Annotated in this window: 11 protein-coding genes and 1 pseudogene; 2 read left to right on the plus strand and 10 right to left on the minus strand. The window is 65.3% G+C overall.

The genetic code is table 11. From position 1 onward, the window contains the following. Window positions 1-2094: Ig-like domain-containing protein (locus tag AC1D2O_RS31115; RefSeq protein WP_478158442.1), on the minus strand; the 2094-nt coding region annotated here is incomplete at its 3' end. Window positions 2095-2715: 621 nt separating this feature from the next. Between AC1D2O_RS31115 and AC1D2O_RS31120 the strand changes: the two genes are divergently transcribed. After that, complete coding sequence (locus AC1D2O_RS31120; RefSeq protein WP_478090688.1) at window positions 2716-3357, plus strand: response regulator; 642 nt, start codon at window positions 2716-2718, stop codon at window positions 3355-3357. 49 nt (window positions 3358-3406) lie between these two features. Here the strand turns inward: AC1D2O_RS31120 and AC1D2O_RS31125 are convergent, their stop codons facing one another. The 5 genes and pseudogenes from AC1D2O_RS31125 to AC1D2O_RS31145 form a co-directional block, all read right to left on the minus strand. Further along, window positions 3407-6442, minus strand: a complete 3036-nt coding sequence (locus tag AC1D2O_RS31125; RefSeq protein WP_478158443.1) for an ATP-binding protein — start codon at window positions 6440-6442, stop codon at window positions 3407-3409. Between the two features lie 53 nt (window positions 6443-6495). Beyond that, window positions 6496-7275 carry a hypothetical protein gene (locus AC1D2O_RS31130; RefSeq protein WP_478092393.1) on the minus strand — a complete coding sequence of 260 codons (780 nt, stop codon included), beginning with the start codon at window positions 7273-7275 and terminating at the stop codon, window positions 6496-6498. Then, window positions 7272-8114 carry a DUF1266 domain-containing protein gene (locus AC1D2O_RS31135; protein ID WP_478158444.1) on the minus strand — a complete coding sequence of 281 codons (843 nt, stop codon included), beginning with the start codon at window positions 8112-8114 and terminating at the stop codon, window positions 7272-7274. The genes AC1D2O_RS31130 and AC1D2O_RS31135 overlap by 4 nt, the downstream gene beginning before the upstream one ends. Window positions 8115-8491: 377 nt before the next feature. After that, window positions 8492-11260 (minus strand): YadA family autotransporter adhesin, encoded by a 2769-nt coding sequence (locus AC1D2O_RS31140; protein WP_478158457.1) that lies wholly within the window; start codon window positions 11258-11260, stop codon window positions 8492-8494. Between the two features lie 243 nt (window positions 11261-11503). Then, a pseudogene (locus tag AC1D2O_RS31145) lies at window positions 11504-11695 on the minus strand (ESPR domain-containing protein); the annotation flags it as partial. A gap of 349 nt (window positions 11696-12044) precedes the next feature. On the opposite strand from AC1D2O_RS31145, the gene AC1D2O_RS31150 reads away from it, so the two are divergent. Beyond that, window positions 12045-12719: a histidine phosphatase family protein gene (locus AC1D2O_RS31150; protein WP_478158445.1), complete on the plus strand. Its 675-nt coding sequence runs from the start codon at window positions 12045-12047 to the stop codon at window positions 12717-12719. 27 nt (window positions 12720-12746) lie between these two features. Here AC1D2O_RS31150 and AC1D2O_RS31155 read toward each other — a convergent pair whose 3' ends face one another. The 4 genes from AC1D2O_RS31155 to AC1D2O_RS31170 all read right to left on the minus strand — a co-directional run bounded on the left by AC1D2O_RS31155 (window position 12747) and on the right by AC1D2O_RS31170 (window position 15281). Then, window positions 12747-13088, minus strand: coding sequence for a hypothetical protein (locus AC1D2O_RS31155; protein WP_478092375.1), 342 nt, complete (start codon window positions 13086-13088; stop codon window positions 12747-12749). 19 nt (window positions 13089-13107) lie between these two features. Next, on the minus strand, window positions 13108-13356 hold the full coding sequence (locus AC1D2O_RS31160) for a GlsB/YeaQ/YmgE family stress response membrane protein (protein ID WP_478092377.1): 249 nt from the start codon (window positions 13354-13356) through the stop codon (window positions 13108-13110). A 97-nt stretch (window positions 13357-13453) separates the two neighbouring features. After that, window positions 13454-14272 carry a creatininase family protein gene (locus tag AC1D2O_RS31165; RefSeq protein WP_478092379.1) on the minus strand — a complete coding sequence of 273 codons (819 nt, stop codon included), beginning with the start codon at window positions 14270-14272 and terminating at the stop codon, window positions 13454-13456. Window positions 14273-14378: 106 nt separating this feature from the next. Next, window positions 14379-15281: a LysR family transcriptional regulator gene (locus AC1D2O_RS31170; protein ID WP_478092381.1), complete on the minus strand. Its 903-nt coding sequence runs from the start codon at window positions 15279-15281 to the stop codon at window positions 14379-14381. Window positions 15282-15325: the final 44 nt, after the last annotated feature.

Below are 15325 nucleotides of genomic sequence, written 5' to 3' on the forward strand. Positions count from 1 at the left end.
TCCGAAGGATTCCGAAGGATCGCTTTCGTTGCCGGCCTTGTCGGTTTCAGTGATGGTGATCGCGTGCGGTCCCTCGGCCAGGTCCTCGGCCGGGGTCAAGGTCCAGCGACCCTTGTCGTCGACGACGACCTCGCCGATCGGGTTGCCGTTGTCGTAGACGGTGATGGTGTCGCCGGGCGTGCCATTGCCAGTGAATTCGGGCTTGGCATCGTTCGTGACGCCGCCCTTGGAAATCGGGCCGGTGATCTCTACGACGTCGTCGATCACGCTCTCMAGCCCTTGACCATCRCCCACGCCGGGCKTTKTCGGCTTCGWCGTGTCGACGTCGACCACAAACTGGCTSCCGGCGCTGGTATTGCCCGCCGSGTCGGTCGCCGTCACTTCGAAGGTGTGCTCACCCTCGGCCAGGGGATCCTGGGGCGTGAACGTCCACGCGCCGGTCACCGGATCCGTGTCTGCCGTGCCAAGCACCTTGCCGTTGTCGATCACCGTCACCTTGCTGCCAGGCTCGGCCGTGCCGCTCAGCGTGGGCTGGGTGTCGTTGGTCGACTGGCCGCTTTGCAGAAAGCCCTCGTCCGGCGCAACGTCGTCCAGCACGGAACCGATCTCGGGGGCAGAGGGCGCCTGCGTATCGACATTCACGGGCACCTTGATCACGGTGCTGTTGCCGGCGTCGTCGATCTCGGTGACCACGACGGTGCCGCCGCCCTCGGGCAGCGGGTTCGCCGGCGCCGGTACGGCCCAGGTGCCGTCGGGCTGCACCGTCGTCTCGCTCGTCTCGCCGCCCGGGTAGGTCACAACGATGGTGTCGCCAGGCTCGCCCTTGCCGCTCAGCGTGGGCTTGTCGGTGTTGACCAGGCCGGTCTCGTCGACCGCGCCATCAATCTGCGCATCCGGCGCCTTGGGCGGCACGGTGTCCACGTCGAACTCGAAGGGATCCGAAGGCTCGCTCACGTTGCCAGCCTTGTCGGTTTCCGTGATGGTGATCGAGTGCCGACCGTCTTCCAGCGCGCCGCTCTTGTCATCAAGGGAGAAAGTCCAGTCCCCCTTGTCGTCGACGACGACCTGCCCGAGCACCACATCGTTCTTGTCGTAGATGGTGATCGTGCTGCCGGGCTCGCCCGTGCCGAAGAACCCAGGGCGGCTGTCATCGGTGACACCACCGGCGGGGATCTCGCCGACGATCGTGCCGATGTTGTCGATGGCCCCGCCCACGCTGGGCTTGCTCGGGGGCGTCAGGTCGACGACGAACTCGAAGGGGTCCGAAGAATCGCTCGTGTTGCCGTTGTTGTCGCTTTCCGTGGTGGTGATCGAGTGCGATCCCTCGGGCAGATCCTCGGTCGGGGTAAAGCTCCAGTTGCCATTGCCGTCGACGACGACCTCGCCGATCACCTTGCCTTGATCGTAGATGGTGATGGTGTTGCCAGGCGTGCCATTGCCGACGAATTCGGGGCGCGTGTCATCGGTCGCGCCCTTGTCCGAGATCGCGCCGGTGATCGGACCGACGTCGTCGATGGCGCCCGCCTGCGGCGGCGCGGAGATGGGCTTTGGCTGCTCGGGTTCGGGCTTGGGATCGGGCGTGGGTTGGGCAGGCTCGACCCAGTCCGAAGAACCGGAGTTGCTCGCCGCAATGCCGCCAGCCGCCAGACCACCGAGCATGAGCAGGGGCCAGAAGACACCGGCGTTGTCGTCATCACTGCCCGCAGTACCCGGAGCGACCGGATCGCCAGCCAGCGCGACCGCCGTCATGTCCCCGTCGGCCAACGAGAAGATCGCACCCGCCCCATCGGTCCGGCCATACGCATAGAGCTGGCCGTCTTCCGCGACGCCGAACAGGCCCGGAGGCTCGGCCAGCAGGAAGTAGCCTTCCAAAATCAAGGCAGGGCTGGTCTCGCCCTCCAAAGTCAACTGCAGGTCATCGCCGACACGCGTCAGGGTCGCGTTTTCTGGCGCAACGCCACTCTCGTCCTTGAGCAGGTATTTGACGTTGGGCAAAGCCTTGACCTTGACAGGCAACTTCCCGTCCAAGGCCACCGCCTCGCCTGCGTTCCTGCCATTCTTGTTGATAACAACTGCCGTCTTTTTTGTAGCCACTGGATGCTCGCGTCTAATGAAAATGAAATGAAACCGAAATTCGTTTTTCAACGGCAGATGCCGGGCAATGAGAAGCCCGACAGACTTGCCGCCGAACCGCAATCGGGTGCGACTGATAACTCCACAAGCTGAAAACGATGGCGTTTGCGCGCTCACCGCTCGATCGATCGAATCGAAACTGCATCGCGCAATTCGATTCAGTGATCAAGCGGATTGAAGGCACTATTGAGACGCCATTGAGTCACCTTTGCCGCGCGATTTCCGAGCACTCTCGGACCACGCTCTGCCGTCGGCGCTTGAGACTCAGAACTCTAGTAAAAGTGGATTCAATAGGGAATGAGAAAACGCCGCGATCGCTTCACGAAAAGGCCGAGCGTTGGTGCATTTCTGGCTTGCACCGAGCCCGTGCGACGACCACTCGCAGCCCCGGCGAAGGACTGGGCGGACGCCCGACAAAAATAGATACAATCCGCCGGCGCAGGCGATAGGTTGGGTCATGGTCGGTCGCGCGACACTTCTCACCGTCTTCATGCAGGAGCATTGCGGACTCGCATTCACGCGGACGCGGCGGCATCCTCTTGAACAGCCTTCGTGCCACTCCGACAGGAAGGTCTGATCGAAATGACAATGCGCGTGATCATCGCGGACGACCACCCGATCATCCTGGCCGGGGTGCGGATGCTGCTCGAGAACAGCAGCGAGATCGAGGTGGTGGCCGAGGCCGACTCACCGGACACGCTGTTGGCGGCGTTGCGCCAAACGCCCTGCGACCTGCTGATCACCGATTTTTCGATGCCGGGCGGCGAGGCGGCAGACGGCCTCGGCTTGCTTCAACGCATCCGGCGTGACCATCCCGATCTGCCGATCGTTGTCTTGACGATGATCGGCAACGTCGGCGTGCACGGCGCCATCCTGGAAGCCGGCGTTCGCGGGCTGATCGACAAGGCGTCCGGCATGGCGGAGATCTCCCTCGCGATCCAGGCAGTGGCCCAGGGCCGCAACTACATCAGCACCACTTTCAGGCAAGGCCTGCTGCAAAGCGAGTTCGACTCGGCTGCGGGCGAATCCGCGCGGCTTTCACCGCGCGAGCTCGAAGTGATTCGCCTGTTCGCATCCGGCTTGACGGTGACGGGCATTGCCGAACGCCTGGCTCGCAGCGTGAAGACGGTCAGTCGGCAGAAGTCGGACGCGATGGTCAAGCTCGGTCTCAAGAACGATCTCGAAATCTATGTCTATGCGCGTGAGAACGGCATGAATTCCTGAGCGGAGGCCTTGCCGGCCCTCGCACCGATGGATCGTGCGGCGCATTGTTTCAGGCGCCAGGGCCATGCATCCGAACGAACGCCGACGCCCTTGCCAGCGCCGACACCAGCGCTTCCCGCGTCGGGCCATACAGCGCGAGGACGGCCTTTTCCGATTCGGGCCCGTCGGCCTCGGCCTGCCGCTCGACGGCCCGCAATGCGCTGACCGCCTTGGCCTCGTCGAGTTGATGGCAAGCTGAGCTCAGCCTGTGCGCCAACTGCCGCAAGCGCGGAAGATCCTCGTGCGCGGCGGCCTGGTCCATCGCCTTCAGATCCTCTTCGGTGGCGGCGACGAAGATGCGCACCAGCTTGGCGACCTTGTCGAGGCTTCCGCCGCACAGCTGCATGAGAGCCGGATAGACCGCGTCCGTCGGCTCCGATGATCCGGTGGCCGGCGGGCCGGATGCCGTGGCTGCAGCACCCGCGGACTGCCGCTCCAGGATCTCGACCAACGCATGCCGCAGTTCATGAAGCTGCAAGGGCTTGGTCAGATAGGCGTCCATGCCGAGCGCCAGGCAACGCTCGGCTTCGCCCTGCAAGGCGTTGGCCGTCAGTGCGACGATCGGCAATCTCGAGGCTCCGAGCCTTGCCTCGTGAGCACGCAGCCGCTTCGTCAGGTCGTAGCCATCGAGCCGCGGCATGTGGCAGTCGGTCAGCAGCATCGCATAGCCGCCATGGGAGGACATCAGCATGTCCCAGGCCTGCTCGCCGTCTTCGGCGCAGTCGCAGGCGAAGCCGAGCTTGGCGAGCTGCAGCGTGAGGACTTCGCGATTGATCTCATGGTCCTCGGCCAGCAGCAGCTTGCGCCCGCGACCGATCGGCTCCGACCCTGGCCCGGCCGCGGCGGTCTTCGCCTGGCCGAACGAAGAGCGCGCTGACCGAACCTGCCCGGACAGGGCGCCCGCGCTCGGGATCCAGGGTCGCAAGGGCAGACTCACGGTAAACCGACTGCCCTTGCCCAGTTCGCTTTCGCAGCCGACGCCGCCGCCCATCAGCTCGACCAGTTGCTTGACGATCGTGAGTCCGAGTCCGGTGCCTCCGTAGCGCCGGGTGGTGGCGATGTCGGCTTGCTCGAAGGGCTGGAAGAGCGACTCAATGGCTCGCGGCTCGATGCCGATGCCGGTGTCTTCCACCGTCAACTGCAGCGAGCCGTCGACGCCCTTGTGGGCGCCGACCTTGACCCCGCCGCGATGTGTGAACTTGATCGCATTGCCGATCAGATTGGTGAGCACCTGCCGCAGCCGCACGGAGTCGCCAATGACAAATTGCGGTATCTGCTCATCGATCTCGACATCAAGGCTGATACCCTTGGGCATCGCTTCCGGCCGCAGCGTCTCGCACACGTCCTCGATCAGTCCGGACAGCGACAGCGCACGGTTTTCGATATTCAGCTTGCGCGCCTCGATCTTCGAGAAATCGAGGATGTCGTTGATGATCGTGAGCAACGCCACCGACGATTCGCGGCTGCGCTGCAACATGGCGCGCTGGTCTTGCGCGAGCGGGGTGTCCAGCACCAGATCGATCATTCCCAGCACCCCATTGAGGGGCGTACGGACTTCATGGCTCATCATGGCGAGGAACTGGCCCTTGGCGTCCAGTGCCGATCGCGCCTCCTCGGCCTTGGTGATCAGGTCCGCCTTGAGCGCCTCCTCCCTGGTGATGTCCTTGGCGATGCCGGTGAACGAGACCAGCACCCGATCGCTGCCTGCCTCCGCGCCCGTCGTCACGTGGCCTCGCACATCGACCGTACGCACCACGCCGTCACGGTTGCAGATGCGGAACTGATCGCGGTAGGCGCCGACCCCTTTTCGATAGGCCCGGTTCAGTGCGACGGCCGCTCGCCTGCGATCGTCCGAGTGCAGCAACCTGAACATGTCGCGATAGCTGAAGTCGGCATCGCGGCCGCAGATTTCGCGGACCTTGGGATCGGCCGCGATGAGGGTCGCGAGCAGTTCGCGGCCCGTCGGGCTGGCACCCTTGCGCAAGGGAATGACCGAACGCCACACACCCAGCCCGCCGCTGCCGAGGGCAAGTTCGAGTTCGAGCTGCGATTCCTCGAGTTTCGCCAGCACCCGCTCTGCCTGCGACTTGGCCTCGCTCATGGCGAGTTCGCCCAGGCGGCGCTCGGTGATGTCCCGGTTGACGCCGATCAGGTGGTTGTTTCCCCGGCGCATGCGATTGGGCGACGAGAAGCCCTCCACCCACCGGATCGCCCCTGAATCGTCGACGATGCGAAATACGTAGGCTGCCACATTCTTCTGCGTGATGGCGCGATCGACACGGGACTTGACTTCAAGCCTGTCATCGGGATGCATCCGGGCGTACACCATCGACACATCGACATGGCTGCCTTCCAGGCCCAGCACCTGCCTGCTGCGCTCATCGGCATGAAGCTCGCCGGTGCTCAGGTCCAGCTCCCAGGTGCCCATGCGCGCAGCTTCCAGCGCAATGCTCAGCCCGTCGAGTGCGTCCTCGAGTTGACGCTGCAGCTTCTTCTGCTCGGTCACATCGATGGCCACGCCGACCACGCCACGCAGCTTTCCGCGGCGATCGCGGACCGGCTGCTTGCGCGACTGGATGCTGCGGACTTCGCCATCGATCCACATCTCCTCGTCGAAGGTGCGTGCCTCTTGCGAAGCCATCAGTTCCTTGTCCTGGGCCACGAAGCGATCGCGAAGCTCGGGGCCGAAGAGCGCCATGTCGCCCGCGCCGATCGCGGCCGCTCTGTCGATATGAAACAAGCGCTCGAACTCCGCGTTCACTTCGCGATAGCGCAAGGCGGTGTCCTTGAAAAACAGGACATGAGGGACGGCGTCGAGGATGGCGTGGAGTTCGTCGTCCCGGCGTTGGCTGATTCGATTGCGCAGGAATTGCATGACCGACAGGACGATGATGCAGAGCGATCCCAGCGCCATCCAGAACCAGTGCAGCTCGATGGCCATCGGCTGGCCAAAAAAATAGCCCGCAACACCCAGCACGCAAGTCAACACCATCGTGACGGTGCTTGAATTGAGGCCCCGCACGACCAGATCGACCTTGGTGACCATGGAATCTCCCCCCGAGATGACAAGCAAACCGGGGGAGACTAAACGATCCCTGGTCAAAGCTCCAGGTGAAACCGATCAGGGGCCGAGCGTTCTGACGGGGATCTTCTGGCGGCGGCCCGTTGCACGCGCCGCAATTGGTAGCCGGTGTCGCCCAGGGGGTCGAGGGTCAAGCCGTTCGATTCGCTCAGTTGAATCGCCACGCGCAGGTCGTCGACGGTGCAGGCGATGTTGTCGATGCGATGCCAGACTGCGCCATGCCCGCCCGAAGGCAGCATGCGCTTGAGCCACTTCTTCGTCACAGGCTTCCCTATGTTGAAGAAGAGTTCGAGTGCGACGTCGAAGGCCACTGCATCCAGTGTCACTTCCTCGCCGGCGAAGGCGACGCTCTTCTCGAGCGGATGGAACGCGTAGACACCCCAGGAGAAACTCGCCTGCTCGCTTTCGATCCCCTGGGAGGCCAGGAAAGACATGACCGAGCTGCAGACATCGCCGAAGAAGCGCGGCGAAGCGGTGACGATGTTGTCGCCCGCCTCACCGCGACTGCGTGCGCGCCTGCGCCTGTCCAGGGGCGCGTGGAGCACCGGCACGTTCGGGCCGACCACGGCGAGAGCGCCCGCCACAACCGCACGCCCACGACTGTCCGTATCAGGCACATCACCGAGGAACAGCATGTCGAGGGTCGATGCGGCGGGGCCCATCGCCGTGAGTTCATCGAGATGGGCGAAGACCCGCGGCGCATAGCCGAGCGAGCGCAGAACACGTCGAAGATATTCGCGCGAGCGGGGGGCATAGGCGAGCACCCCGACACGCCGCATGGCAGCCGGGCGCGTCATGACGCGACCACGCTGGCCGTCGGGCCGCGGCTGCCGGGCTCGAAGCGGGCGGGCGCGCCCGGCGCGTTCCGCCGCGGGGCCGCAGCGCCCCATCGCGATGCGCTCCTGGTGGGCGAGCGGTGTTCGTTCAGGAAGACCGAATGCGTGCGTGCGAACTGCCTCCATTCCGCGTGGTCGAAGACTTCGAGCGACCCGCGCAGGCCAAGGCCGACCAGCGCCGCCAGCGAATAGTCCGTCCACGACGCATAGTGGGCGCGGGCGCGCATCTTCAGCGCCCCCAGAACCTCCTCGGCCGACGCCTTCGACACGTGGCCGGCCGTGCAGGCCAGGCGCACCAGATAGGCGAGTTGCTGGATGTCCCAGGCGAGGATGCTCAGGTGGTCCTGCCGGAGCTCGTCGACTTGCGCAATGTGGGCGCGCAGGGCCATGAACAGGCACGTGTCCTCGAGCGCCGCGTATTCGTTCGAGTCGACGGGTTCGCCGGTGAGCCATGCGGCGATGGCCCGCTTCTCGGCCGCCGACATCTTTCCCAGGCTCTCGAGGCGCGACTCGATCACGCGACGGCAGTCCGCCCGCGTCTCGATGCCCCAGTGCTCCCGAAGGACCCGTCCGATGCGCCGCTCGGACAGTGAACTCCCGATCTGGTTGAAGTTGTCGCGCATGAGCAGGGCGAAGTTGCCGCTGAGCAGGCAGCCGAACAACTGCTCGGGCGACATGGCTTCCTTCGGCTTGAATGCGATGGCGCGCGCCCAGGACTCCCTGGACGGACCGAATCGTCCGCGCAGAAAAATCCAGATGACAAAGCCCCAGATCAGGGCCACGGTGGTCAAGGCCGTCATGTTGGCTCCCTTGGTGCATTGCGGATCACGCATGCCCCGTTTGTTCGTTGATGATTTGCCGACGCGGCGATCGGCGGATGTCGGTCAGCCCTGCCAATTCGTCGAGGCTGCGAGGCTGCGAGGCAGAAAGTGCTTGCGTTCGGCCCGCCATGCCGGCCAACCGACTCGAGTGAAGGGCTGCAATGAATCGTACGGACCGCATCGCGGGCAGACCATCAGAACCGTCCGAAAGCACCCCCTGAAACATCAGAAGAAGTACTACAGCGCGATTGCTTACCGTTGGTAAGCCCCGGCGCGCCAGACGGTCGCACGACAAAAAAAAGGAGCGTCACGCTCAGCGTGACGCTCCTTCTTATCAATCCGTCGAGAACTTCGACTTACCAGTGAAAGCCGATGCCTGCGCTCACGCCCACATTGCCGCGCGTGTTGGCCGTGCCCGACAACTTCGTGACCCAGCGCCCGTTGTCGGCCACCTTCGACACGCCGACGGCGAGGGCGGACTCACCGTCCATGTTGCTGATCGCAGCCGATGCCATGCTGCGGCCCGGTTGGATCGACTGCGGCAGGGTCGCCACCGCCATGGCCGCCGCGGCCGCTGCGTTGGAGTCGCGCTTGACGCGGGCGATGTCCGACTGCACCTGGTTCATGCGCTGGTCGGTATAGGCCCTGGCGCTGTCCGCGACCGAGTCGAGCTGGCGCTTGTTGACGGCATCGGTGCTCATGACGGCATCCGCCACGTTGGCGATCGCGCGCTCGTTGCCTGCCGATCCGACGGACACGGTGTTCTCGCGATTACCGGTGGTCGAGCCTGCGCCGAGCGCCACGCTGTTGCTGGCCGAAGCCGTCGCGCCGGCACCGATCGCCACCGCGTTGTCGCCGCTGGCCACGGCCGTCTGCGTCACGTCGCCGCTGGTGGCCAGGTGCGAACTGGCCTGGGTCGTGCCGACCAATTTCTCGACCACGGTCAGGCGGGAGCCGTTGTGGTCGATGGTTCCGGCCAGTCCCTGCAGGGCGTCGCCGACACTGGTGTAGGTGGCATTGTTGACGGTGTACTTCGGGGCCACGATGCTGCCATCGGCGCCGACGGCCGCGCCGCCGCCCAATGCGGAAGCCACGCCACGCAGCTGGCCGACGTTGGCTGCATCCGTGTTGGCCGTGCCAGCGGCAACGTTGGAGAGCAGCACTTGCGCCACATTGGCGTCACCGAACGTGACCTTGGTGCGGTTGGAGTCTGCGTCGTAGATGACCGCATTCGTGTTGCCGTTGCCGTCGATGAGGCCACCCTTCTTGAGCTGACCCAGGTTGACGGCGTCGCCGTTCTCCGTACCGTCGGCCACGTTTTTCAGTTGCGTGCCGTTCGCGCCACCCAGGGTGATACTGCCCTTGTTCGAACCGGCGTCATAGGTCAGCACGTCCAGCGCATTGCCATTCGCGTCAATGATCCCCGACTTCCTCAGTTTCTCGTTGGTCGCAAACAGCTGCGAGCCGTTCACCGCGTCGGTGCTGGTCTCGTTCAGCGCGCCAGCCTTCACACCGCTCAGGGTGCGAGCACCTTCGGTGCCGGCGAAGCTCACCGATGTGCCCGGCTTGTCGCCAGCCACCGTGATCGCCTTGGTCGTCGCGTCCTGCTTCACCAGGCCCACCAAACCGCTGCTCACGTTGTTGGTCAGGTCCGACACCGAGCCTTCGACGATCGTGACACGGCCGTCGAGGCCAGCGATGGCCGTCGTGTTGCCTGCGATGTTGGTCGTGTTGGTCGCCACGTTCTCGTTGGTCGCGAACAGCTGCGAACCGTTCACCGCTTCGGTGCTGGTCCCGTTCAGCGCACCAGCCTTCACGCCACTCAGGGTGCGCGCACCTTCGGTGCCGGCGAAGTTCACCGACGTGCCCGCCTTGTCGCCAGCCACCGTGATCGCTTTGGTCGTCGCGTCCTGCTTCACCAGGCCCACCGAGCCGTTGCTCACGTTGTTGGTCAGGTCCGTCACCGAGCCTTCGACGATCGTGACGCGGCCGTCGAGGTTGGCGATGTTGGTCGTGTTGGCGGCCACGTTCTCGTTGGTCGCAAACAGCTGCGAACCGTTCACCGCTTCGGTGCTGGTCCCGTTCAGTGCACCAGCCTTCACGCCACTCAGCGTGCGAGCACCTTCGGTGCCGGCGAAGTTCACCGACGTGCCCGCCTTGTCGCCAGCCACCGTGATCGCCTTGGTCGTCGCGTCCTGCTTCACCAGGCCCACCAGACCGCTGCTCACGTTGTTGGTCAGGTCCGACACCGAGCCTTCGACGGTCGTGACACGGCCGTCGAGGTTGGCGATGTTGGTCGTGTTGGCGGCCACGTTCTCGTTGGTCGCAAACAGCTGTGAACCGTTCACCRCTTCGGTGCTGGTCCCGTTCAGCGCACCAGCCTTCACGCCACTCAGCGTGCGAGCACCTTCGGTGCCGGCGAAGTTCACCGACGCGCCCGCCTTGTCGCCGGCCACCGTGATCGCCTTGGTCGTCGCGTCCTGCTTCACCAGGCCCACCAGACCGTTGTTCAGGTCGTTGGTCAGGTTCGTCACCGAGTCGCCGATCGTGGTGATGTTGCCTTCGGCGGTCGTGACACGGCCGCCGAGGTTGGCGATGTCCGTCGTGTTGCCGGCGATGTTGGTCGTGTTGGTCGCGATGTTCGCCGTGTTGGCGGCCACGTTCTCGTTGGTCRCGAACAGCTGCGAACCGTTCACCACTTCGGTGCTGGTCCCGTTCAGCGCACCAGCCTTCACGCCACTCAGCGTGCGAGCACCTTCRGTGCCRGCGAAGTTCACCGACGYGCCCGCCTTGTCGCCRGCCACSGTGATCGCCTTGGTCGTCGCRTCCTGCTTCACCAGGCCCACCAGACCGTTGTTCAGGTCGTTGGTCAGGTTCGTCACCGAGCCTTCGACCGTCGTGACACGGCCGCCGAGGTTGGCAATGTCCGTCGTGTTGCCGGCGATGCTGGTCGTGTGGGTCGCAATATTCGCCGTGTTGGCGGCCACGTTCTGGTTGGTCGCAAACAATTGCGAGCCGTTCACCRCTTCGGTGCTGGTCGCGTTCAGCGCACCGGCGGCCACGCCGCTGAGCAACACGTCGTTCCCGGATGCCGTACCTGACAGGACATTCTTGGTCGTGCTCATGCCGGGATCCAGAAAAACGGAGAGTTTGCCGCTGGTAAGTCCCAAAGTGCCGCCGTTGGTTCCGATGATGGCATAGGCGGACGAACCGAAAAAGGGCAGGTAAGGGCTATTGCATCCGGTGGAAAGTGCGGTGGAACTCCCAAAAAACTGAGCGGACGAGGTGTCGTTCACACACACACCGGCGGCATTCGCCACAGGCGACAAGCCAAAGAAGAGCAAGGCCGAAGGCAGCGCGGCTGCCAGGAGAATGCGTCGCGCGGCGCGGCCCAGGCGGACCGAGCCACCCGAACGCTTGCCTCGTGATTTCACCTGTTCCGACGCAGCGACCCACGCCCCAAGGGCTTCATTCCAAACGCTGGTATATGACTTGTTCACCCGACTGATCCTTTTGATTTCAATTGACACCATGCCGCGCAGCCCGTCTGCGCGTGCCATCAATTACCCTCGGCCTGGATTACGTGAATCGCTTAATTGCAGAGAGCAACAACATGACCTCATGGTATTGCCGGCACCTTTCTGGTCATATGAGAACTGTCCGAAAGAAGACCGGACATCTGCCTAAAGAAGGCCAGAATTTTCAATCTACAGATCAATCGTGAAAAACTTCCTGAATTCGATCATTTCAATTCCGATAATTGAATTGGAATTTTCCTTCCAATGGAATGAGAATCTTCTTATATTCGGTTTGACGACGCCTCGATAAGCCTGGTCGGGGGTCAATTCTTGGCCCGGACGTCGCCGCCGCGACCCCGTGGGGCGAGCCTCGTGGGCAGAATCGCTCGCCATGGGAACTCTCTATCTCGTGCGCCACGGACAGGCCAGCTTCGGTGCGGCCGACTACGACCAGCTCAGCGACCTGGGCCGCAGGCAGGCGGTCCGGCTGGGCGAGTACTGGCGCGAGCGCGGCATGCGCTTCGATGCGGTGATCACCGGCACGCTGAAGCGCCATCGCCAGACCTGGGAGGGAATCGCGCAAGGCCTGGGGCTCGAGCGCCAGGACGTGCTGCCCTGGCCCGGCCTCAACGAATACGACAGCGAGGCGATCATTGCCACCATCCATCCCGGCAAGCTGGAGAAGCCCGACACGCCGGAGATGTACCGCCACCATTTCCGCCTGCTGCGCGAGGGCCTCGGCGCCTGGATGCAGGGCCGCACCGAACCGGTGGGCATGCCGAGCTATGTGGACTTCTTGGCCGGGGTGACGAGGGCCCTCGACCATGTGCGCGACAAGCACCATGGCGCCAAGGTGCTCGTGGTGTCGAGCGGCGGGCCGATCAGCACGGCCGTCGGCCATGTGCTGGGCACCAGTCCCGAGACCACCGTCGAGCTCAACCTGCGAATCCGCAATACCGCCGTGACCGAATTCGCGTTCACGCCGAAACGCCACATGCTGGTGACCTACAACACGCTGCCGCACCTCGACGGCCCGGCGTACGAGGGCTGGGTCACCTACGCCTGAACCTCGGCGCGCGCGGGGCGCCGCCTGCTAGGCCTGCCAGACCCCGTAACCCGCCTCGCGCAGGGCGATGCCGAGTTCGACCTCCATCTCGCGCGCGGCTTCGTAGGGCATCGGGTTGTACATCGCGTACAGCCTGGGCAGCAGCCGCAAGCCGTAGTCACGCACGAAGCTGTTGGCCTGGATGCCGGCCTTGTGCTTGTCGAAGCGCACATCCGGATCGAGCCCGGTCATGCCGACGTAGACGAAGGGCATGCCCAGGCGATAGTCGGGGTTCGCACGCCGGAAGCGCGCCACGTTCCAGACGCGGTCGTCGAGCTCGACCACGTAGACGTGGTGGTGATGGCGGCTGCGCGTCTTGCGGACCGGCATGCGCGCGCCCTGCGCAGGATCAGGTCTTGCGCTTGATCAGGCCATAGATGAACAGCAGCACGATCGCGCCGACCACCGAGGCGATGAAGCCCGCACCCTGACCCGCGGTGTACCAGCCCATGGCCTGGCCGACGTAGGTCGCGATCAGCGAGCCGGCAATGCCGATCAGGGTGGTGATGATGAAGCCGGCCGAGTCGTCGCCCGGTTTGATCGCGCGCGCCACCAGGCCCGCAACGAATCCGATCAGAATGGTCCAGACGATGCTCATACGGATCCTTGGTGTGGGTTGAGGCGGCAGGCGCACCGCCGGAGGCGGCACCGATTTGATGATAGCGGGCGCCGGCAACCCGCGCGTGGCGTCACGGTCAGGGCAGCGGCTGCGTGTGGGCGGTGGCCAGCGGCAAGCGCGACACCTCGGCCAGCAGGGCGGCCAGCTGCGTGGCGCTGGCATCGACCAGCGCCCGCCCCTTTTCAGCGGTGGCGGCGGCGGCATTCCCGGCCGCGCCCTCGGGGTTGTAGTCCTCCATCGCCCAGCCGAGCTTGGCGCTGCGACCGTTGCCGAGGATGGCGTAGTCGGCGGCGCGCTGGCGCGACGTGGAGCCGAAGTCGCGGGCCGCGGCCATCGCCACCTGCCCGGGCGCCAACGCCAGCATCATCGAGGTTTCCATCTCGCCGGCATGCACACCGAAGCGCTGCTCATCGGCGCTGAACTGCGCGCCGGCCTCGCCGAGCGGCAGGTTGAACCAGCTGGTGCTGTAGACGATCAGGCCGTGCGCCGCCCGCAGCTCGCGCGCGACGATGTCCATTGCCCCCGAATGTCCGCCGTGGGCATTGAAGAACACCAGCTTGCGCACCCCCGCGCGCGCGACGCCGGCGCCGATCTCGCTCCAGAGCCGGATCAGCGTGCCGGACGACAGGGTCAGCGTGCCCGGGAAGCGCGCATGCTCGGGGCTCAGTCCGATCTGCTGGGTCGGCAGGAACAGCACCGGAAGCTCGGCCGGCAGCAGGGGCAGCGCGGCCGCCACGATGCCGTCGGCGAGCGCGGAGTCGACCCCGAGCGGCAGATGCGGGCCATGCTGCTCGGTGGCGCCGAGCGGCAGCACCGCGACGGTCGCCGCCGGGTCGAGGGCGGCGAAATCACGCGTCGTGAGCTGGGACCAGAAGCGGCTGGCGGGGGCTGTCATGCGGCAATCTTAGAACAGAGCCCCCACGCTCCCTCACTGCGTGTGGTCGCTGCCCCCCGGGGGGCCCAGGCCGCCTTGGGGCGGCCCGGCGCCGGCCTGAGCCTGTTCACGCCGGGACAGCCTCGAACTTGAGCGCCAGGAAGTCCACCAGCGCCCGCACCCGCGCCGGGACGAAGCGGCCGCTGGGCAGCAGCGCGTGCAGCGGATAGGGCTCGGTCTCCCATTCAGGCAGCAGATGCACCAGGGCGCCGGACGCCACGTCACGCTGCAGGTCGAGCGCCGACTTCAAGGTAATGCCGCGCCCGGCCAGCGCCCATTCGCGCGCCAGCGAGGCGTCGTCGACCACCCGGTCGCCGTCCACCCGCACCTCGGTCCAGTGGCCGTTGCGCACGAAGCGCCAGAGCCGCTGGCGTCGCCCGCCGCGGTGAAAGGTCAGGCAGTTGTGCTGCAGCAGGTCCTGCGGCGTCTGCGGCGCCGGATGGCGGCGCAGGTAGGCGGGCGACGCGCACAGCGCCGGCCGCGATTCGGCGAGCCGCCGCGCCACCAGCCGCGAATCGGCCAGCGGGCCATAGCGCAGCGCGACGTCGACCTCGTCGCGGGTGACGTCGAGCGGCCGGTCGCCGACGGAGAGCGACAGCTGCAGGCCCGGGTGCAGGTCGAGAAACTCGTCGAGCCAGGGCAGCAGCACGACCCGCGTGAGGTCCGATGGCGCCGCCACGCGCACGGTGCCGACCAGCGCGCCGCGGTCGGCCAGCACCAGCGACTCGCCCTCGGCCAGCAGCTCGAAGGCGCGCACCGCGTAATCCAGCAGCGTCTGGCCCTGGGGCGTCAGGCGCATGGCCCGGGTCGAGCGCTCGAACAGGCGGACGCCGAGCTGCGACTCGAGCCGCTTGAGCGTCGCGCTGGCCGCTGCCGGCGTGATGCCGAGCGCCGATGCCGCGGCGGTGAGCGTGCCCGCCCGAGCGGTGTGGACCAGCACCTGCAGATCGGCTGTATTTTCAATTTTCATTTGAAAGTAATGCTTCGAAATGTCGGCTTATCAATTTCTATTTG

Source organism: Variovorax sp. P1_G12, from assembly GCF_056405555.1.